The organism is Saccharothrix sp. NRRL B-16348 (assembly GCF_001280085.1).
GTDB lineage: Bacteria > Actinomycetota > Actinomycetes > Mycobacteriales > Pseudonocardiaceae > Actinosynnema.
This window is the reverse complement of record NZ_LGED01000276.1, coordinates 1-19,549: the sequence shown is the minus strand read 5'-3', so window position 1 is coordinate 19,549 and position 19,549 is coordinate 1. Positions and strand designations below refer to the sequence as shown.

Here is a 19,549-nt window from a genome sequence, read left to right as displayed (position 1 = left end):
GTGAAGGGTACGGCGGGCAGCCGACAGGTAGACCGGGAATGGCGCAAACGGTTCATTAACGAAACAGCGCCAAGTGGATCTTCCACACCGAACGCGCGGCGTTTTCCCAGGTGAACGCCTCGGCCCGGAGTCGCCCCGCGGCGATCAGGCGTTCGGCGGCCCCGGGATCTGCCAGCACCGAACGAAGTCCTGTGACGAGCGCCGCACTTTCACCGCGTGGCACGACCACCCCGGCGCCACCGGCGACCTCGACCAGCGCGGGCGCGTCCGAGTGGACGACCGGCACGCCGGCCGCCATCGCCTCCACCACGGGCAGCCCGAAACCCTCGGCCAGGCTGGGCGCGGCCAGCACCGCCGCGCGCCGCAGCACGAACGCCAGCTGCGCGTCGCTCAACCGTCCCAACAAGTGGACGTGCGGCGCGCGCAGGTCCACCCCGCCCCACCCCTGCGGCCCGACCACGACCAGCGGCACGTCCAGCTCGGCGGTCGCCGCCACCAGCAGGTCGAAACCCTTGCGCGGCTCGATGGTGCCGATCGCCAGCACGTACCGGGGCGGCACGTCCACCGGCTCCTCCGCCGGGAACTCCGTCACCCCGTTTCCCACCACGTGGACCGGGGCCGGTCCGGGCGCGTACCGCCGCAGCTCCTCCGCGACGACCGACGTCGGCACCACGATCGCGCCCGCCCGCGCCACCGCACGGCTGATCACGCGCTGGTGCCACGCCACCCCGCGCGGCGTCAACGTCGACGGGTGCGTCCACGGCACGGTGTCGTGCACGGTCACCACCACCCGCCCGCGCGGCGGCGCGAACGGCGTGAACGCGTGCACCGAGTCACCGCCCGGCCAGTACGGCACGCCCCGCTCCCACGCGGCGATCAGCGCACGTCGGGGCAGCGGCAGCACGCGCGGGCCCAGCACACCGGGGATCTCGGCGGGCGAGGGGTCCGCGTGCCTGCTCACCACCCCCGTCACGGTCCACCCGGCGGGCGCGGTGGCGGCCAGCGCGGCGGCCAGCTCGCGCGTGTACCGGCCGGTGCCGCCGGGCACCGGCGCCAGCAACTGCTCGGTCAGCACAACGAGGTCGGGCACGTCGCGTACCGTCTCACGCCGTGTCGATCCCCAGCACGACGGTGGTCGTGGTGACGTGGCGTGGCCGCGAGCACATCACCGCCTGCCTCGACGCCCTCGCCCGGCAGCGTCCACACAGGACACTCGTGGTCGACAACGCCTCCGACGACGGCACCGCCGACCTGGTCGCCGCGCACCCGAGCCGCCCGGAGACCCTGCGCCTGCCCGTCAACCGCGGTTACGCGGGCGGTCTCGCGGCGGCGCTGCCCGGGATCACCACCGAGTACGTGGCCTGGCTCAACGACGACGCGGCCCCCGACGACGGCTGGCTCGCCGCCCTCGAGGACGCCCTGGACGCCAACCCCGACGCCGCCGCCGCGACACCGTCCATGCTGCTGGCCGACGGCTCGACCCAGTCGGTGGGCGTCCGACTCACCGCCGACGGGCACGGCGCCGACCTGGTCCTGGCCGGTCGCGACGTGTTCGGCTTCTGCGGCGGCGCGGCCCTGCTGCGCCGGGAAGCGCTGGAACGCGCGGGCGGCGTCCCGGCCGGCTTCTTCTGCTACTACGAGGACACCGACACGGCCTGGCGGCTGCGGCTGGCGGGGCACCGGGTGCTGTCCATCGGACCGGCCCGCGTCCGCCACCGGCACGGCGCGAGCACCAACCCCGGCTCCCGCCTGTTCCACCGCTGGAACGAGCGCAACCGGCTGCTGATGCTCCTGCGCTGCGCGCCCGCGGGCACGGCCCTGCGCGAACTGGCCAGGTTCGCGGCCATCACGGCCCTGCTGCCGGTCCGCCGCGGCACGCCCGACGCGGCCAACTTCCACGTGCCGCTGCGCCTGCGCGTGCTGCTGGAAGTGCTGGTGAGACTGCCTGCCACGCTGGTACAGCGGTGGCGGATCGGCCGACGCGCGACCGTGGACCGGCGCGTGGTGTGGCGGGAGTGGGCGGGCCGTCAGGGCCGTTAGACCGGTCGGGAAGCCCGGGTGGGAGCCCGACGCGGAGGCGTAGGACACCTTGACCGCACGCTGCGGAGCGTGATGAGGCAGAGTTAGCCCGTGGAGCACGGAACCCTGCCTGACGTGTCGGTGGTCGTCGTCAACTACCGCGGCGCCGACGACACCGTCACCTGCCTGCGCGCGCTGTTCGGCGACCTCGACTACCCGGCGGAGAAACTCCAGGTCATCGTGGTCGACAACGCCTCGGGCGACGGCAGCGCGGACCGCATCAAGGCCGCCGTGCCCGACGCCGAGGTGATCGAGGCGCCGGCCAACCTCGGCTTCGCGGGCGGCTGCAACCTCGGCGTGCGCGCCGCGCGCGGCTCGGTGGTCGCGTTCCTCAACAACGACGCCCGCCCCGACGCCAAGTGGCTGCGCGAGGCGGTCCGGGTGCTGCGCGCCGAGCCCACCGTCGGCGCGGTGGCGAGCAAGGTGCTCGACTGGGACGGCCGCGAGATCGACTTCGTGGACGGCGGCCTCACGTGGTTCGGCATGGGCTACAAGCGGCACGCCGGTCAGCCGGACGACGGCACCCACGACACCCCCCGCGACGTGCTGTTCGGCACCGGCTCGGCGCTCGTGGCGCGGACCGCCGTGTTCCGCGAGTTGGGCGGGTTCGACGAGCGGTTCTTCATGTTCTACGAGGACGTCGACCTCGGCTGGCGGATGAACCTGCGCGGCTGGCGCGTCCGCTACGTGCCGACCTCCCTGACCTACCACAAGCACCACGCCTCGATGTCCACTGTGGACACGAGTCGTGAGCTGTACCTGTTGGAGCGCAACGCCCTCGCCGCGCTCTACAAGAACTTCTCCGACGAGACGCTGGCCAAGGTGCTGCCCGCCGCGCTGGCCCTGGTGGTCCGCCGGGCCACCGCGCGCGGCGAGCTGGACGCCACCCAGCTGGAGATCACCCGCCGCCCCGACAACCCCGCGAACGACCGCGCGCCGGTGCCGGTGTCGCGGCAGGCGCTGGCCGGGTTCCTCGCGATCGACCAGTTCGTCGAGCTGCTGCCGTCGCTGGCCGAGTCGCGCAAGGCCGAGCAGGCCGCGCGCCGCGTGACGGACACCGACCTGGTGCCGTTGATGCGCAAGGCGATGGAGCCCGCCTACCCCCTGCCCCGCTACCTGGCCGCGCACGACGTGCTGGTCGAGGTGTTCGGGCTGGAAGAGGTGTTCGGCCGGCCGCGCCGGGTGCTGGTGGTCACCGGCGACGCCCTCTCCGAGCGCATGGCCGGCCCCGCGATCCGGGCCTGGAACATGGCCGACGTGCTGTCCGCCGAGCACGACGTCCGGCTGGTCACGATCAACGCGCTGTGCGACCCGCCCGAGTCGTCGTTCCCGGTGAGCCGCGCCGTGCCGCGCGAGCTGGTCGAGCACGCCAAGTGGGCCGACATCATCGTGCTCCAGGGCCACGTGCTGGAGAACGTCGGCTTCCTCAAGGAGCCCGGCAACACCAAGATCGTCATCTGCGACATCTACGACCCGATGCACCTGGAACTGCTGGAGCAGGGCAAGGACTCGACCGACGAGCAGCGCTCGCTCGACCTGGTCGGCGTCACCCGGATCCTCGACAACCAGCTGCGGCGCGGCGACTTCTTCCTGTGCGCCTCCGAGCGGCAGCGGCACTTCTGGCTCGGCCACCTGACCGCGATCGGCCGCCTCACCCCCGCGCTGTACGACAACGACCCCACCGTGCGCTCGCTGCTGGCCGAGGCGCCGTTCGGGCTGCCGGGCAAGCCGCCGCAGCGCACCGGGCCGGGGCTGCGCTCGACGTTGGGCATCGCCGAGTCGGACAAGGTCGTGCTGTGGGCGGGCGGCGTCTACAGCTGGTTCGACCCGCTGACCCTGCTGCACGCGATGGACCGGCTGCGGACCCGCCGGTCAGACGCGCGGCTGGTGTTCCTCGGTATGAAGCACCCCAACCCCGAGGTGCCGGACATGGACATCGCCGGGCAGACCCGCGCGCTGGCCAAGCGGCTCGACCTCGTGGACTCGCACGTGTTCTTCAACGAGACCTGGGTGCCCTACCACGACCGGCAGAACTGGCTGCTCGACGCGAACGCCGGCGTGACCACGCACTACGAGCACGTGGAGACGACGTTCGCGTTCCGGACCCGGGTGCTGGACTACCTGTGGGCCGGGCTGCCGATCGTCACCACGGACGGCGACTCGTTCGCCGACCTGGTGCGCCGCGAGAACCTGGGCGTGGTGGTGCCGTCGGAGGACCCGGACGCGTTGGCCGACGCGTTGGAGAAGGTCATGTACGACACCGCTTTCGCCGCCGGGTGCGTGGAGCGGATCGCCGCCGTGCGCGAGCGGTTCACCTGGGAGAACGTGCTCGCGCCGCTGGTCGAGTTCTGCCGCAACCCGCGGCCCGCCGCCGACCGGCTGACCGGCACGTCGTTCATGGTGTCCAACCGGGCACTGGGCCGGTTGGAGAAGGTGCAGCGGGACGTCGCACTGGTCAAGGAGTACATGACCGCCGGCGGCGCGGGCGAGGTGGCGCGGCGGGCGACCGGTCGGGTGCTGAAGAAGTTGCGCGGCCGTGGCTAGGCCGCTGCGGGTGCTGATCGACGGCACCCCGCTGCTCGGGCAGCGGACCGGGATCGGCCGCTACACCGCGGCGTTGGCCGAGGAGCTGGCGTCGATGCTGGACGAGGTCGACGTGCGCGCGGTCGCGTTCACGTTGCGCGGGTGGCGCGCGCTGCGGACCGTGCTGCCGCACGACGTGGTGGCCCGCGGGCTGCCGGTGTCGGCGCGGCTGCTGCGGCAGTTCTGGCTGCGGATGCCGTTCCCGCCGGTGGAGTTCCTGGCCGGGCCGACGGACGTCATGCACGCGACGAACTTCGTCCTGCCGCCGGCGCTGCGGGCAGGCGGCGTGACGACCATCCACGACCTGGCGTTCCTGGACACGCCCGGCGACCTGCCGCCGTCCGACCGCCGGCTGCCCGAGCTGGTGCACAAGTCGGCCACGCGGGCGGACGTCGTGTGCACGCCGACCCGTGCGGTGGCCGAGGTCGTGATGGAACGGCTCGGCGTGCCGGAGTCGAAGATCGTGGTGACGCCGCTCGGCGTCGACCCGGCGTGGTTCGCGGCCCGTTCGCCGTCGCCGGCGTTGCGCGCGCGGCTGGGGCTGCCGTCGGAGTACCTGCTGTTCGTCGGCGCGGGTGGGCCGCGCAAGGGCCTCGGGACGTTGCTGACCGCGCACGCCGCCCGGCCGTCGTTGCCGCCGTTGGTGCTGGCCGGGCCGCACGTGGTCAGCTCCGACGACCGGGTGATGCGGACCGGGTACCTGACCGACGTGGACCTGAGGAGTGTCGTGGCGGGTGCGGCGGCGTTGGTGCTGCCGTCGCGCGACGAGGGGTTCGGGCTGCCCGTGCTGGAGGCGTTGGCGTGCAACGTGCCCGTGGTGTGCACGGACGTGGCGGCGTTGCGCGAGGTCGCCGGCGGGCACGCGGTGCACGTGCCGGTGGGTGACGTGGAGGCGTTGGCCACGGCCATGGTCGATGCGGTCGAGGCCCCGCCCACGCCCGCCGACCAGGCGGCACGGCGGACGCACGCGGCGGAGTTCACGTGGCGGCGGACGGCCGAGAAGACGCTGACCGCCTACCGGCGCGCCGCGGGGCAGTGACAGGAGCCGAGGCTCACCGCGCCCGGTGCCATGGGCGTCCACTGCTGGCCCGTGTCGTGGCAGTCGTCGCAGTCGAAGCCGGTCGGTTCGAGGATCTTCAGCTCGCGCTGGACCGCGTCGAGTAGCCGGTCCGCGCCGTTCGCGGTGAGGCCGAGCACGACTTGGCCCGGCGGTGGGCCGACGGAGAGGCACACGGTCCCGGTCTCGTCGTCCACCCACGCGCGCAGCGGCGTGTCACCCCGGACGTAGGCCACCTGAACAGCCACAACACCCTCCTCGATCGTGTGGAATTCGGTTCTGCTAGGTTGCTCGGGCCCTGGCCAGGATGCAAGCTTGATTGGAATCAAATTCCAATCTTCACCCGATCGAGGGACCTGATGACTCCCAAGCAGCGCCGCCTGGCCCGCCGCCTCCGCCAACTCCGGGTCAACTCGGGCACGTCGCTCGAAGACGCCGCCAACCACCTCGGGTGCAAGCAGCCCAAGATCACCAAGATGGAGATCTGCCAGTTGGGCGCGAAGCCCGACGAGGTGCGGATGCTCTGCGAGTTGTACGGCGCGGGCCGGGCCACCGTCGAGAGCATGGTCAACCTGGCCCGGACCGCGAAGACCCGTGGCTGGTACCAGGTCTACGACGAGTCGGCCAATCCCGAGAACATCGACTTCGTGGAGCTGGAGACCGATGCGGTGGCGGTGTCCAACTTCGAGATCGACCTCGTCCCCGGCCTGCTCCAGACCGAGGACTACGCCCGCGCGGTCATCCGCGCCGCCAACCCCGGAATCAGCGGCCAAGTCCTCGACCAGCGCGTCGAACTGCGCACCAAACGCCAAGACCGCGTGCTGGCCGGTGAACTGGCGGTGTGGGCGGTCATCACCGAAGACGCCCTGCACCGCGCGATCGGCGGCCGGGACGTGCACGTCGCCCAGCTCTCACACCTGCTGGAGTCGGCCTCGCTGCCCAATGTGCAGTTCCAGGTCATCCCTTACCGCGTGGGCGAATACATCGCCATGGGTGTGCCGTTCTCCTGCTTCCGCTTCGACGACGGCTACGGCACGGTGGCGATCGACCACCTCACCGGCACTCTCTTCTTGGAAGAAGAAGCCGAGGTGGAGCGGTATAGGCTGGCATTCCAGCACTTGTGCGGCACCGCACTGAACGGGCCGGACTCGCTGGCCCTGCTGCGGAAGTACGTCAAAGAGGAGCACAGCGAATGGGAGCGTCGGAGCTGACCTTCGGGACGTGGCGCAAGGCCAGCTACAGCGGCGGCAACTCGAACTGCGTCGAGGTGGCGCACTCGGCAGCAGCCGTCGGCATCAGGGACAGCAAGTCGCCGGACACCGGCACCCTCACCGTCCCCCGTGCCGCCTGGATGGCGTTCCTCGCTACGAGTGCCCGGGTTGCCGGTCTACCTGAGCGGGCTTGAGGACGCTCCACGAGATCTGCCGTGAACCGGTCACGGCACAGACGCGACGCAGGAACCGCTGCCGCTCGCCATCAGGACGAGGTGCGGTCGCTTCAGGGGTTCGCCCCAGCGCGGACATGGCGGAAAGGTTCTCGCACCGGTTGAGCGCAAAACCAGTGCGATAAACCTACTCCACCCCAACGGCCCAACCGACCCCTCCGGTGGTCACTCAGCGCGTCCACTGGGATGATGCCGGCCATGAGCTTCACGGCTGTGTGGCCGATCATGAAAGAGCACGACGCCGACGCGGCCGACGAGATGACCGTCGGCACGCCGGAGGACGTCGACACCCTCCTGACCCGCCTGGCGGAACCCGGCGCGGGCCCCGCCGTGATCGAACACCAGGACCGCGAGCTGATCACCGACACCGAGGGCCTGCTGGGCGCACCCGGCACCACCAAGATCCCGGACCACGACGTCGCCGCCGCCATCCACCAGGGCTACGGCTACCTCACCTACGCCGACCCGGAGCACGACTACTCGACCCTGGAAGGCGACCCGGCCTCCCCCGAGTACCGCTCCGAGTACGTCGACTACCCGGCCGGCGCGGGCGTCCCGGTAGACCTCCTGGCGACCGCGCTGAAGGAGTTCCTGGCCACCGCCAAGCGCCCCGAGGGCGTCACCTGGCAGGCCGCGTAGCCGTCCCGGGGCTCCCGGAAGGTCCGATCACCGGGCGTGGCCGCTGTCCCGCCGCGAGCACCGGCACTCGACGTCGTGCCACGAAGTCGTGGTGAATCGACTTGCCATCGGCAAGATGTGCGAGTAATTCCCATCCCCGATCACCTGGAATAAGTGTCGGAACCCCGCAGACGGCCCAGTCGACGTGCCGACCGCATTCGGAGAGTCGGGTGAAACTCCGAGTACACCGGACCGCGCCGGAATGCACCTCCCGATAGCCGAAGCCCGTGACGGTGGTCACAGGCGGTGTTTGCGCTCATCATCTTCGCACACCGGGGGTAACGTGACCCGGAAGGTGATTACTCACCGACGTCCAGCACGTCACCGGTTCATTCCCGGGGGGATCCATGAACATCAACCCGCTTTCACCTGTCCCGATAACGGGGGAATCCGAGCGCCAGATCATCATCTACACGAAGAACCTCCCGTTCCGGGCGGGCCTCGCGTCGGTCCTCGAAGTCGGGTCTAACCTGTCCGTGATCGGCGCCTACGACACCGTCGAATCCGCATCGGCCGCGAGCGACGAACTGCCCTCCAGCACGGTCCTGGTCGACGCGGGACCACAGGAGTCCGACGCCCGACAGGTCGCGGACCAGGTGATGTCGCACTTCCACGACAGCCGCGGTCGGGTCGTGGTGCTGATCGGCGCCCTCGACCTGCCCGCCACGGTGGACCTGATGCGGTCCGGTGTCCGCGCGGTGATCAGGCGCGAAGGGCCCTTGGAGTCGTTCCACGCCGCCGTCCGGGCGGTGCACCAAGGCGACGCACTCGTCGCGGGCGGCGTGCTGGACGCGATCCTGGAGAAGCTGCCGGACCCCCTCCCGGCGCAGGCAGAGGGCATTCCGGCGTTCGAGTCCCTGACCAACAGTGAACGCGCTTTGTTCGCGATGGTCGTCGAAGGGCTCTCCAACGTCGAGATCGCGCGACGCCGCTCCATATCCGTGCGCACGGTCAAGTACCACATCTCCAACGTCATGCGCAAACTTGATTTGCACGGTCGCGCGGAGATCATCGCGTTGGCGTACCGGACGGGCCACACCCCCGACCGATGGACAGCAAAAATTCAGCCCGGAAGTACAGTGGGCAACGAATAGACCCCGCGATAGCTTTCTGCCACCGGCAATGTCAACCCGGCCGGTCGAAAGTTGAGCCGGAGGCAGCCCGCGGGCACCGCCTCCGTTCTCCTGAATCGAACGAGGGAGTTTCGTGCGCAGATTTCTGGTATCCCTTGCGGTGACCGTCGGCCTGATGGCCGGTGGTGCCGGGATCGCCACGGCGGCCGAGGCCGTCGCGGCGCCCAACCGGTCAGTGGCCGTAGTCCAGTCCGCGCCCGTCGCCGCGGAGGTGACCTTGGTGCCGGCGGGTGCGACGACCTCCGGCGTGCAACTGGCGACCGGTGTCCCGGTCGATGACGGCACCGTGCGTCCCGCGGGTATCGGGCGGTGGATCGTCGACGCGCTGATCGCGATCGGCAGGTGGGTCTACGACCAGGCCGTCGCGGCGGTCAGGGCCGGCTGGAATGCGTTCATCACCTGGTGGAACAACCTGCCCGGTTGGGTCCGCTTCCTGATCCCCGTCGGCGCGGAGGAGGTGTTCCGCGCGGTCGGCTGTCACGTGCTCAACCAGACCTGGCTCTGCTGAGACGCGGTGGGGTGGACCCGCCGGCTGCTCTCCGGCGGGTCCACCCGTCCAGCGGTCGCCTCACCGCTCGTCCGCAGTGTGCACCACCGAAGGCGGTCCCGAAGTTCCTGTTGGTCTCCGACCTATGAGCAGTGAGGAACCATGATCGAGGCATTCGGCCTCACCAAGGTTTACGGCGCGCGCAAGGCCGTCGACGATCTGAGCTTCCGAGTGCGGTCCGGACTGGTGACCGGCTTCCTCGGACCGAATGGCGCAGGCAAGTCGACCACCATTCGGATGCTCACCGGTTTGGACCGGCCGACCGCCGGCTCGTCGACGGTCGATGGTCGGCCCTACGACGAACTCGACCACCCGTTGCGCGAAGTGGGGATGCTGCTCGACACGCGTTCCGCACATCCCGGGAGAAGCGCGCGCAACCACCTCCGCATCCTGGCCGCCTCGAACGGCATACCGTTCAGCAGGGTCGACGAAGTCCTCGGCATCACCGGGGTGGAGGACGTCGCGGACAAGCGGGTGAAGTCGTTCTCCCTGGGCATGAGCCAGCGGTTCGGCTTGGCCGTGGCCCTGCTCGGCAACCCGCACACGCTGCTGCTCGACGAGCCGTTGAACGGGCTCGACGCCGAGGGGATGCGCTGGGTGCGCAACCTGCTGCGTGGCATGGCCGCCGAGGGTCGCGCCGTGCTGATCTCCTCGCACCTCATGGCCGAGGTCGAGGGCACCGCCGACCGCCTCGTCGTCATCGGGCGTGGCCGGTTGGTCGCGGACACCGACACACGTGGCTTCATCGACGGCGCGACCGAAAAGCGCGTCCGCGTGGAGACCCCGCACGCGGACGCGCTCACGGCCCTGATCGAGGCCGCGGGCGGACGGGTGGAACGCCAGGCGGTCGACGTCCTGCTCGTGAACGGGCTCGCGCGCAGCGAGATCGGTGAGCTGGCCGCGGCGAACTCGCTCGCCTTGCACGGCTTGGGCGACGAAGTCGCCTCACTCGAAGACGCCTTCATGAACACCACCCGCGACGACGTGGAGTACCACGGGAAGGAGTACTGAGGCATGCCCGCGCTCCGCGATGAGATGCCTCGCCTGATCCACGCCGAGTGGGTGAAGCTGCGCACCCAGCGCTCCGTCTGGTGGACCCTGGCAGGTTTCACGGTGCCGACCGCAGCGTTGGTGATCGGCATGGCGCAGACAACCGCGAACGTGCCGGCCGGCGGTGATTCGCTGCTTGCCCCGATCGTGACGACGATGTTGCTGATGCAGATCGGCGTCGCGGTGATCGGCGCTCTGTTCGTGTCCAACGAGTACAACCACGGGATGATTCGCACCTCGTTCACGATGGCGCCGCGCAGGCTGCGCTTCCTGGGCGCGAAGCTCACCGTGATGACCGCCCTCGGCCTGGCACTCGGCCTCGCGTCCGCCTCGATCTCCGTCGTGCTCTCCACCGCGTTCGGCGGCGGGTCAGGCTCGGTCGACGCGACCGTGCTCCGAGCGGTGCTGGGCGCCGGCTGCTACCTGGGCACGTTGGGCGCCTTCGCGACCGCCACGGCAATGCTCCTGCGGCACACCGCCGGTGTGGTGCTCACCATGATCGGCGTGGTCTACGTGCTCCCGCTGGTCGTCTTCCCCCTCGTCCCGGCGCTCGCGACGGCAGGCGAGTTCTGGCCGACCGTCATCGGCCTGAGCGTCGTGCTCCCCGACGGCGTCTCGAAGGTCGAGCCCTGGCTCGGCTGGGTGGTCTTCGCCGTGCAGACGGCAGCACTCGCGGCGCTGAGCGCGGCGGTGGTCAACCGGCGTGACGCCTGAACCAGAAGGAGAAAGCATGGCTCCGGACGACTCGGCCCGGCTCCCCGTGGTCGCTTGGCTGATCGGCTTCGCCGTCCTGGCGGCGACCAGGGTGACCCTCCGGGCGATCTTCCCGGAGGCACCCTGGTACGTCCTCACCGCCGCCGCGGTCGCGGTGTTCGCCGGTGTGCTGCTGGTCGCGCGGGAGGTGCGCAAACGGCGGCGGTAGCAGCGCGGCGTCAGGCAGCTCTCAGGCGTCCCGGCGGCGGTCCCGGACTTCGGGGAGTGCCGTGAAGCCGGCGGACTTGTAGGTGGCGACAGCGCCGACGTTGGAGCTCGGGGTGCAGACCAGCACGCTCGACGAGCCCAGTTCCCGGAGCGCCGCCGCCGCGGCGACCGTGATCGCCTTGCCGTAGCCGTGGCCGCGGTGGTTCGCGTGCACGCCCATCGGCTCGATCAGGCCGGGACGGCCCGCACCGGCCGACCACACCGTCACCGTGGCCACCGCGTTGTCCTGCTCGTCGTACGCGACCAGGCAGCGGGCGTCGGCGTACGGCGATCCGGCCGCCATCGCGCGCCAGCGGTCGTCAGTGAACGTCGAGCCGGCGAACGACGCCCGCTGCACGGCGGTCCGCACGTGCGCCCGCTCCGGCCCGACCACCTCGACCCGCACGCCCGGGTCCTCAACCGGCTCCGCCAGGTCACGGCGCAGCGGCGTCCACGGGTCGTCGGTGTCCCAGCCGGCCTCGAACAGGAGGTTCTGGAGCAGCGCGTCCTTCGGCGCCTCGATGTACACCTTGCCCGGGACCAGCACACCGCGTGCCGGATCGGCCACGTCCTCGATGACGCGCCGGGCCAGCTCCTCGTCCTGCTGGGCGTCCGGTGCGATCGTCATCCGCAGCAGGTCGGGCTCGTCCAGCAGGCCGACGGCGACGATCCGACCGTCCCGGCTCCAGGTCCGGACCGCCGCGGCCGTCGCCTCCGCGCCGTACCGCCAGAACCAGCCGAGGTCGCCGGGGTGCAGCTGCATCGGCGCGCCGTCGTGCTGCCAGTCCCGCAGCGCGGCCACCGCGTCGTCCAGATTGTCGACGCCCGGCGTGCCCAACTCGATCACCATGCCCGAGATCACACACCATCGGGCCGGCCGTCCGCACGTCGGTTTCCGCACCGTTCGGCGACCCGCCGGCCCCGTACGAGGAGGGACGCCAGGTTGCCCCGCATGTTCGGGGCAGGCCAAAGCCGGGCAGGCCTGGCGGGAAGAGCGTCCGCCAAGCCTGCCCGGCTTCGACCAGCCTAAAGCACCCGAACCCATGTCAAATCGGGCCTAGGTGCGGGCGTTGCGGGTCCGATGTGGTGCGGCTGGGTGAGGATCCGGTGGGGTGCTGCGCCGGGTCCGTTGTGCGGCCGGTCGGTGAGGAGCCGGTGGTGTGGTTCGGGTTCGTTGTGCGGCGGTTGGGCGGGTCGTGTGGCGCGGGTCAGGGCACGGCGTGGGTGGCGACGGCGGCGGTCAGTGCGGTTTGCCAGTGGCGCAGTGGGGTCAGGCCCGCGTCTGCCCAAGCCTTGCCCGACAGCACGGAGTAGGCCGGGCGGGGGGCGGGGCGGGGGAAGTCGGCCGTGGTGCACGGGTGGACGCGGGTTGGGTCGAGGCCCAGTTCGGTGAAGATGGCGCGGGCGAAGCCGCACCACGTTGTCTCGCCGCCGCCGGTGGCGTGCAGGACCCGTGGGGGTGTGCTGCCGGAGGAGACGGCGGCCGCCAGTTCCAGCAGGCCGTGAGCCAGGTCGAGGGACCACGTCGGCGAGCCGACCTGATCGTCCACAACGGACAGGGTGTCGTTGGTGGTCGCCAGGCGGGCCATGGTCTTCACGAAGTTGTTGCCGTGTTGGCCGTAGACCCACGCCGTGCGGACGACCCAGGAACGGTCCCAAGTGGACAGGACGCGCTGTTCGCCGTCGAGCTTGGTGCGGCCGTAGACCGACTTGGGGCCGGTCTCGTCGGTCGGCTCGTACGGTCGTGTGCCGTCGCCGGGGAACACGTAGTCCGTGGAGACGTGCAGCAGCGGGACGTTGTGCTCGCGGCAGCTCGTCGCCAGGTTCTCCGGGCCGGCCGCGTTGACCTCGGACGCACGCTCGGCGTCGGTCTCCGCGGCGTCGACCGCCGTGTACGCCGCCGCGTTCACGACCACCGGGCGGAAGCCGGCGTCACGAGCGGTGGAGGCGAAGACGGCTACGGCGTCGGCCACCGCGGAGGCGTCGGTCAGGTCCAGTTCCGCGGACGACGGCGCGTGCACGAGGCCGTCGTCCGGAGCCGCCGCCGCCACGTCCCGCCCGAGTTGGCCGCGGCCGCCGGGCACCAGCAGTGCGAGCGCCATCAGCGGGCCAGGGCGGCGCGCTGCTTGAGGGGCTCCCACCACGACCGGTTGTCGCGGTACCACTGGACGGTCGAGGCGAGGCCCTCGGCGAAGTCGACGCGGGGGGCGTAGCCCAGCTCGGTGCTGATCTTGGTGATGTCGACCGAGTAGCGCCGGTCGTGGCCCTTGCGGTCGGTGACGGGCTCGACGAACGCGTCCCAGTCGCGCCCGGTGGCCTCCAGCAGGCGCTCGGTCAGCTCCCGGTTGGTCAGCTCGGTGCCGCCGCCGATGTTGTAGATCTCACCGCCGCGGCCGCCCTCCAGCACGAGCTGGATGCCCCGGCAGTGGTCGTCCACGTGCAGCCAGTCGCGGACGTTGAGCCCGTCGCCGTACAGCGGCACCTTCTTGCCGTCGACCAGGTTGGTCACGAACAGCGGGATGACCTTCTCGGGGAACTGGTACGGACCGTAGTTGTTCGAGCACCGGGTGATGGTCACCGGCAGCCCGTGGGTGCGGAAGAACGACCGCGCCAGCAGGTCCGACGACGCCTTGGACGCCGAGTACGGCGAGTTCGGCTCGAGGATGTGCTCCTCGGTCCAGGAGCCCTCTTCGATCGTGCCGTACACCTCGTCGGTGGACACGTGCACGAACTTCGCCACGCCGGCCTCCAGCGCGCCCTGGAGCAGCGTCTGGGTGCCGAGCACGTTGGTCAGCACGAAGTCGGCGGAACCGGAGATCGAACGGTCCACATGGGACTCGGCGGCGAAGTGCACCACCACGTCCGTCCGGCTCATCAGGTCGGCGACCAGCTCGCGGTCGCAGATGTCGCCCCGGACGAACGTCAGCCTCGGGTCGTCCGCGACCGGCGCCAGGTTCGCCTCGTTGCCGGCGTAGGTGAGCTTGTCCAGCACCACCACCTCGGCATCGGCGTAGGCCGGGTAAGCGCCGGCCACCATCTCCCGCACGTAGTGCGAGCCGATGAACCCGGCCCCACCCGTTACCAGTACCCGCATGCTCAGTGTCCTCCTGAAGGCGGTTGCTCATCGCAGTCTGTCACGAGTGCCTTTCGTGCAACCCACCTGGTTGTTACAGCGTCTCCCGTATAAGAGGAATGTCCGGCGCGGTTCACCGCCGCGCCACTAATCTCGGCCAGGCACGCCTGAGCGCACGGGGGAGGCAGGCAGTGGACTCCAGTCCGCCAGGAACAGCCGGTGGATCGGCTGCTCTTCGTGCTCTCGCGCTCACCGCGCGTTCACTGCTGGCGCTGGTCTCGGCGGCTGTGCTCGTCGTCACGTGGTACGGCTGGTACTACCTCAGCGACATCGACGAGGGCATCACGACGACCGACGTCATCGCGTCCTCCGTGACCGAGGACGAGAACGGCGTGGCCCGCACGCCGCTCGACGGCGCGGTCGACATCCTGCTGGTCGGCGTCGACAGCCGCACCGACGCGCAGGGCAACCCGCTGTCGGACGAGGTGTTGGCGCTGCTCAACGGCGGTGTGGCGGACGGCACGCAGAACACCGACACGATGATCCTGGTGCACGTCCCGAGGGACGGCACGCGTGCGGTGGCCATCTCGTTCCCGCGTGACGCGTACGTGGAGATCGCGGACGGGTTCGGCAAGCACAAGCTGAACTCCGCGCTGGCCCGGCAGAAGAACGAGACGGCGCAGCGGCTGCGTAACGAGGGCGTCACCGACGAGGCCCGCATCGAGCTGGAGTCGACGCTGGCCGGCCGCAAGACGTTGATCAAGACGATCGAGGGGCTGACCGGCGGCTCGGTCACCGTCGACCGGTACGCCGAAGTCAACCTGGCCAGCTTCTACGAGGTGACGAAGGCGCTCGGCGGCGTCGAGGTGTGCCTGAACGAGGCCACCCGCGACCGCGACTCGGGCGCCGACTTCCCGGCCGGGCGGCAGACCATCGAGGGCGCCAAGGCGCTGTCGTTCGTGCGCCAGCGCGGCGGGCTGCCCGGCGGCGACCTGGACCGGATCGTGCGGCAGCAGGTGTTCATCGGCGCGTTGGCCCGCAAGGTGCTGTCCACGGGCACGCTGACCGACTTCGACAAGCTCGACCAGCTCGTGACGGCGGTGAAGAAGTCCGTCGTGCTGAGCGAGGGGTGGAACATCACCGAGTTCGCCACCCAGATGCAGGGCCTCGTGGGCGGCAACATCCAGTTCCGCACGATCCCGGTCGGCGACCCGATGGACACGTGGGGTGACGGCAACGTGCTGCCGGTCGACCCGGGGCAGGTGCGGCAGTTCATCAAGGGCCTGGCGACCGACAACGAGCCGTCGACGGCGCCCGCCGGCACCACCACGAGGCCGTCCGGCCCGCCGCCGTCGGCGATCACCGTGCACGTCTACAACGCCGCCGGGGTGAACCGGCTGGCCGCGACCGTGCTGGAGATGTTGGTGGAGAAGGGGTTCCGGCGCGGTCTCGCGAACTCCGGGGCGTACGCGGAGACGACGTCCGTGCGGCACGCGCCGGGTGAGCGGGCGAGCGCCGAGCAGGTGATCTCCGCCCTGGGCGGTAACGCCGAGGCCGTCGAGGACGACTCCGTGCCCAGGGGGCAGGTCCTGGTGTACGCCGGCGCCGACTACACGCCGCCGGACCAGACCGACCCCGCGTCGGCCGACGTCACCGGCACGGGGAACGCGCCCTCGACGAGCTCCACCCCGCCGATCACCGCCGACGGTGTGGTCTGCGTCAACTGAGACACCCACCTCCGGTGAACCCGGACGTCCGACCGGTCGAAGGTGGTTAGCCTGGTCGGACACCCATTCGTAGGAGGACGTCGGTGAAGGCTGCGGTGATCGCCGGACGCGTGCTCGTCGCGCTGCTGTCCGCGGCCGTGCTGGCGGCGGCCGGGTACGGCTGGTCGGCGCTGCAGCGCGTGCAGGAGAGCGTGAACACGACGGACGTGCTGACGGCGTTGTCGGACGTGCCGAACGCGCCGCCCGCCGCCGACGGCGCGACGGACATCCTGCTGGTCGGCAGCGACAGCCGCACCGATGCCCAGGGCGTGCAGCTGCCGGACCACGTGCTGCGGAAGTTGCGCACGGAGGCGACGGACACGCTCAACACGGACACGATCATCGTGATGCGCGTGCCGCACGACGGCAGCAAGGCGCACGCGGTGTCCATCCCGCGCGACACGTACGTGCCCATCCCCGAGATCGGCGACGAGAAGATCAACTCGGCGTACGGGCTGACCAAGTTCTTCACCATGCAGCGGCTGGCCGAGGCGGGCATGTCCGACCTGACCGAGCGCTCCATCGCGGGCGACCAGGCCGGGCGGCGGGCGCTGGTGCAGGTGGTGCAGGAGCTGACCGGCGTGCGGGTCGACCACTACGCGGAGATCAACCTGTACGGGTTCTACCTGCTCACCGAGGTGATCGGCGGCGTGGAGGTGTGCCTGAAGCAGGCCACGTCCGACCCGGACTCGGGCGCGAACTTCCGCGCGGGCGTGCAGACGATCGCCGGTGGCGACGCGCTGGCGTTCGTGCGGCAGCGCAAGGGCATCCCGAACGGCGACCTGGGGCGGATCACGCGGCAGCAGGTGTTCATGTCGGCGGCGATGTCGAAGCTGCTGTCGGCCGGGACGCTGGCGGACCCGGCGCGGCTGTCCGGGCTGCTGGACGCGGTGAGCAAGTCGATCGTGGTGGACGAGAAGCTGGACCTGGCGACGTTCGCGGGGCAGGCGCGCGGGCTGGCCGGCGGGAACGTCGAGTTCGCGACCATCCCGGTGACCGGCGTCGGCGCGCGCAACGAGCGCGGTCAGAGCATCGTGACCGTGGACCCGGCCGCGGTGAAGGCGTTCGTGGCGGAGCTGCTGGGCGAGAAGACCCCCGTGCCCGCTCCGTCGACCACTTCCAGTGCTCCGCCCACCCAGCGCTTCGGCGCCGACCGGCTGGTGAGCCTCGACGGGCCGCGCCACCGCGTCGTCCAGGCCGGCCCGGTCTGCGTCGACTGACGGCCGATCCGTTCAAGACGCTGGGCGGTGCGGGTGCCAGCATCGTCGGCATGGACCTCGCCCGCGCCCGCGCCTTCCTCGACACGCACGCCCGGTTGCTCGAACGGCGGCTCGCCCTCCTGTGGTCCGCGCCGGACCCGGTCGCAGCCGGCGCGGTCGTGGACGCGCTCGCGGGCTACCGCAACGCCGACGGCGGGTTGGGCCACGCGCTCGAACCGGACGTCCGGGCGCCGCACAGCCAGCCGCTGGCCGTCGACTTCGCGCTCGGCGTGCTCACGCAGGTGCTGGACTCCCCCGCGGCCGACCCGGACGTGCGGCGGAAGGTCGCCGGGTTCGCCGGGAGCCTGGTGCCGTACCTCGAATCGGTGACGTCGCCCGACGGCGGGCTGCCGATCGTGCTGCCCGACATCGCCGACCACGCCCGTGCCGACCACTGGGGTGACGGCCGGTTCCCGGTGGGCCTGAACCCGACCGCGGGCATCGTGGCGGGGCTGCGGAAGGCCGGCGTGTCCGCGGCCTGGCTCGACACCGCCGACGAGTTCTGCCGCACCCGGATCGAGGCGCTGTCCGGCCCCGTCGACGCCCACACGGCGGTCAACGTGCTGCACTTCCTGGCGACCACGCCGGACCGCGACTGGGCAGGTCGGCACGGGCTGTCGGTCGAGGACCTGACCCTGTTCCACCTCTACCCGGGCGAGGGCTACGGCCTGACCCCGCTCGACTTCGCGCCGCTGCCCGACGACCCGCTGCGCTCCCTGTTCCCCGCCGACGCGATCACCGCGCACCTGGACGCGCTGGCCGCCGCTCAGGAGGCCGACGGCGGCTGGCCGGTGTCGTGGCAACCACCCGGCCCGGCCGCGCTGCTGGAGTGGCGCGGCGTCGTCACCACCCACGCCCTCCGCATCCTCACCGCCAACCCCCGCTAACCCGCGTGTCCCACGCTCAGAACACGCGTGTCCTACCTCCAGAACGCGCGTGTCCTACGTTCAGGTCGCGAGAGTCCTACGTTCAGAACGCCTGAATTCAACGCTCAGGACGGGCTCGCCGTGTTCTGAGCGTTCAACTCGGGTGTTCTGAACGTAGGACACGCGTGACGCGAACGTAGGACACGCGGTGATCGGGTCGATGGGCGCGGGTGTGGCGGGGCGTGGCAAGGTTGGCGCATGACCGTCACGGATGCCCTGTTCGCGCCCCTGTTCGCGGCGAATCCCGGCCGTCCCCTGATCACGCACTACGACGACGCGGCGGGCACCCGGGTCGAGCTGTCCCGCGCCACCATCCGGAACTGGGCGGCCAAGACGGCGAACTGGCTGCGTGACGAGCACGACGTCGAGCCGGGCGACCCGGTGGCCGTGCTGCTGCCCGCGCACTGGCAGACGGCCGGCGTGCTGCTGGGCGCGTGGTGGTGCGGCGCGGCCGTGACGGACGACCCGACGGGCGCGAAGGTGGCCGTCGTGGCGCCCGGCGTCGAAGCGCCCGGAGCCCTGGTGACGGCCGTGGCGTCGTTGCACCCCATGGGGTTGGGCAGCGGCGCGCCCGTGGACTACAACGACGACGTGCGCGTGTTCGGCGACGACTTCTCGCCGTGGGAGCCGATCCCCGGCACCACCCCCGCGCTGCTGAAGTCCACTGTGGACGAGGTGGTGGAGGAGGCGCACCAGCGGGCGGCGACGTTGGGCATCACCACGACGTCCCGCGTGCTGTCCACTGTGGAGTGGGGCCTGCCGGACGGCCTGCTGAACGGTTTCCTGGCCGTGCTGGCGGGCGGCGGCTCGCTGGTGCAGTGCAGCAACGCCGCACCGGACCTGCTGGCCGCGCGCCGCGCCAGTGAGCAGACGACCCTGGACCTGGTCGGCTGACGCCTAGGCCGTGTTTCAAAGGTGAGGTGACTGCCGGCGTGTCGGTGCCCGGAACGTGGCGAGGTCTCCGGTAAGTGGGTTGGCGACCAAGCAAACCCGA

The 19,549-nt window shown here is 71.0% G+C and carries 20 protein-coding genes; 15 read left to right on the top strand and 5 right to left on the bottom strand.

Translation table 11 applies throughout. From position 1 onward, the window contains the following. Nucleotides 1-55: 55 nt before the first annotated feature. Entirely contained in the window at nt 56-1,090 is a 1,035-nt protein-coding gene (locus tag ADK67_RS47675) for a glycosyltransferase family 4 protein (RefSeq protein ID WP_053723261.1), read from the bottom strand. A gap of 26 nt (nt 1,091-1,116) precedes the next feature. Between ADK67_RS47675 and ADK67_RS47670 the strand changes: the two genes are divergently transcribed. The 3 genes from ADK67_RS47670 to ADK67_RS47660 all read left to right on the top strand — a co-directional run bounded on the left by ADK67_RS47670 (nt 1,117) and on the right by ADK67_RS47660 (nt 5,701). Then, complete coding sequence (locus ADK67_RS47670; protein WP_231648717.1) at nt 1,117-2,040, top strand: glycosyltransferase family 2 protein; 924 nt, start codon at nt 1,117-1,119, stop codon at nt 2,038-2,040. A gap of 90 nt (nt 2,041-2,130) precedes the next feature. Then, nucleotides 2,131-4,623: a glycosyltransferase gene (locus ADK67_RS47665; protein WP_053723260.1), complete on the top strand. Its 2,493-nt coding sequence runs from the start codon at nt 2,131-2,133 to the stop codon at nt 4,621-4,623. Continuing rightward, on the top strand, nt 4,616-5,701 hold the full coding sequence (locus ADK67_RS47660) for a glycosyltransferase family 4 protein (protein ID WP_053723259.1): 1,086 nt from the start codon (nt 4,616-4,618) through the stop codon (nt 5,699-5,701). The genes ADK67_RS47665 and ADK67_RS47660 overlap by 8 nt, the downstream gene beginning before the upstream one ends. Here the strand turns inward: ADK67_RS47660 and ADK67_RS47655 are convergent. Then, a complete protein-coding gene (locus tag ADK67_RS47655; protein ID WP_157621656.1) occupies nt 5,677-5,967 on the bottom strand; it encodes a hypothetical protein in 291 nt (96 codons plus the stop codon). The genes ADK67_RS47660 and ADK67_RS47655 overlap by 25 nt on opposite strands. A gap of 111 nt (nt 5,968-6,078) precedes the next feature. Here ADK67_RS47655 and ADK67_RS47650 point away from each other — a divergent pair, with 111 nt between their 5' ends. The 8 genes from ADK67_RS47650 to ADK67_RS47615 all read left to right on the top strand — a co-directional run bounded on the left by ADK67_RS47650 (nt 6,079) and on the right by ADK67_RS47615 (nt 11,493). After that, nucleotides 6,079-6,930: a DUF5753 domain-containing protein gene (locus tag ADK67_RS47650; RefSeq protein WP_053723257.1), complete on the top strand. Its 852-nt coding sequence runs from the start codon at nt 6,079-6,081 to the stop codon at nt 6,928-6,930. Further along, nucleotides 6,912-7,124, top strand: a complete 213-nt coding sequence (locus ADK67_RS47645; protein ID WP_053723256.1) for a DUF397 domain-containing protein — start codon at nt 6,912-6,914, stop codon at nt 7,122-7,124. The genes ADK67_RS47650 and ADK67_RS47645 overlap by 19 nt, the downstream gene beginning before the upstream one ends. Before the next feature lie 237 nt (nt 7,125-7,361). Then, on the top strand, nt 7,362-7,802 hold the full coding sequence (locus tag ADK67_RS47640; RefSeq protein ID WP_053723286.1) for an Imm1 family immunity protein: 441 nt from the start codon (nt 7,362-7,364) through the stop codon (nt 7,800-7,802). A 386-nt stretch (nt 7,803-8,188) separates the two neighbouring features. Then, nucleotides 8,189-8,935, top strand: a complete 747-nt coding sequence (locus ADK67_RS47635; protein WP_053723255.1) for a response regulator transcription factor — start codon at nt 8,189-8,191, stop codon at nt 8,933-8,935. Nucleotides 8,936-9,047: 112 nt separating this feature from the next. Further along, nucleotides 9,048-9,482 carry a hypothetical protein gene (locus tag ADK67_RS47630; protein ID WP_157621655.1) on the top strand — a complete coding sequence of 145 codons (435 nt, stop codon included), beginning with the start codon at nt 9,048-9,050 and terminating at the stop codon, nt 9,480-9,482. Nucleotides 9,483-9,623: 141 nt separating this feature from the next. Continuing rightward, the gene (locus tag ADK67_RS47625) at nt 9,624-10,532 is read left to right on the top strand and encodes an ABC transporter ATP-binding protein (protein ID WP_053723253.1); all 909 of its coding nucleotides are present in this window, start codon (nt 9,624-9,626) and stop codon (nt 10,530-10,532) included. A 3-nt stretch (nt 10,533-10,535) separates the two neighbouring features. Further along, entirely contained in the window at nt 10,536-11,285 is a 750-nt protein-coding gene (locus ADK67_RS47620; RefSeq protein WP_053723252.1) for an ABC transporter permease, read from the top strand. A 16-nt stretch (nt 11,286-11,301) separates the two neighbouring features. Next, nucleotides 11,302-11,493: a hypothetical protein gene (locus ADK67_RS47615; RefSeq protein WP_053723251.1), complete on the top strand. Its 192-nt coding sequence runs from the start codon at nt 11,302-11,304 to the stop codon at nt 11,491-11,493. Between the two features lie 21 nt (nt 11,494-11,514). Here ADK67_RS47615 and ADK67_RS47610 read toward each other — a convergent pair whose 3' ends face one another. From ADK67_RS47610 to rfbB, 3 genes are all read right to left on the bottom strand, one after another. Then, entirely contained in the window at nt 11,515-12,381 is an 867-nt protein-coding gene (locus ADK67_RS47610) for a GNAT family N-acetyltransferase (RefSeq protein WP_053723250.1), read from the bottom strand. 358 nt (nt 12,382-12,739) lie between these two features. Then, nucleotides 12,740-13,633 (bottom strand): dTDP-4-dehydrorhamnose reductase, encoded by an 894-nt coding sequence (gene rfbD, locus ADK67_RS47605; RefSeq protein WP_053723249.1) that lies wholly within the window; start codon nt 13,631-13,633, stop codon nt 12,740-12,742. Further along, entirely contained in the window at nt 13,633-14,625 is a 993-nt protein-coding gene (rfbB, locus tag ADK67_RS47600; protein WP_053723248.1) for a dTDP-glucose 4,6-dehydratase, read from the bottom strand. The genes rfbD and rfbB overlap by 1 nt, the downstream gene beginning before the upstream one ends. A gap of 170 nt (nt 14,626-14,795) precedes the next feature. Between rfbB and ADK67_RS47595 the strand changes: the two genes are divergently transcribed. From ADK67_RS47595 to ADK67_RS47580, 4 genes are all read left to right on the top strand, one after another. Next, the gene (locus tag ADK67_RS47595; protein WP_063797964.1) at nt 14,796-16,331 is read left to right on the top strand and encodes an LCP family protein; all 1,536 of its coding nucleotides are present in this window, start codon (nt 14,796-14,798) and stop codon (nt 16,329-16,331) included. 83 nt (nt 16,332-16,414) lie between these two features. Beyond that, a complete protein-coding gene (locus ADK67_RS47590) occupies nt 16,415-17,590 on the top strand; it encodes an LCP family protein (RefSeq protein ID WP_053723247.1) in 1,176 nt (391 codons plus the stop codon). Nucleotides 17,591-17,640: 50 nt separating this feature from the next. Further along, nucleotides 17,641-18,516 carry a hypothetical protein gene (locus tag ADK67_RS47585; RefSeq protein WP_053723246.1) on the top strand — a complete coding sequence of 292 codons (876 nt, stop codon included), beginning with the start codon at nt 17,641-17,643 and terminating at the stop codon, nt 18,514-18,516. 237 nt (nt 18,517-18,753) lie between these two features. Beyond that, nucleotides 18,754-19,449 (top strand): TIGR03089 family protein, encoded by a 696-nt coding sequence (locus ADK67_RS47580; protein WP_053723245.1) that lies wholly within the window; start codon nt 18,754-18,756, stop codon nt 19,447-19,449. Nucleotides 19,450-19,549: the final 100 nt, after the last annotated feature.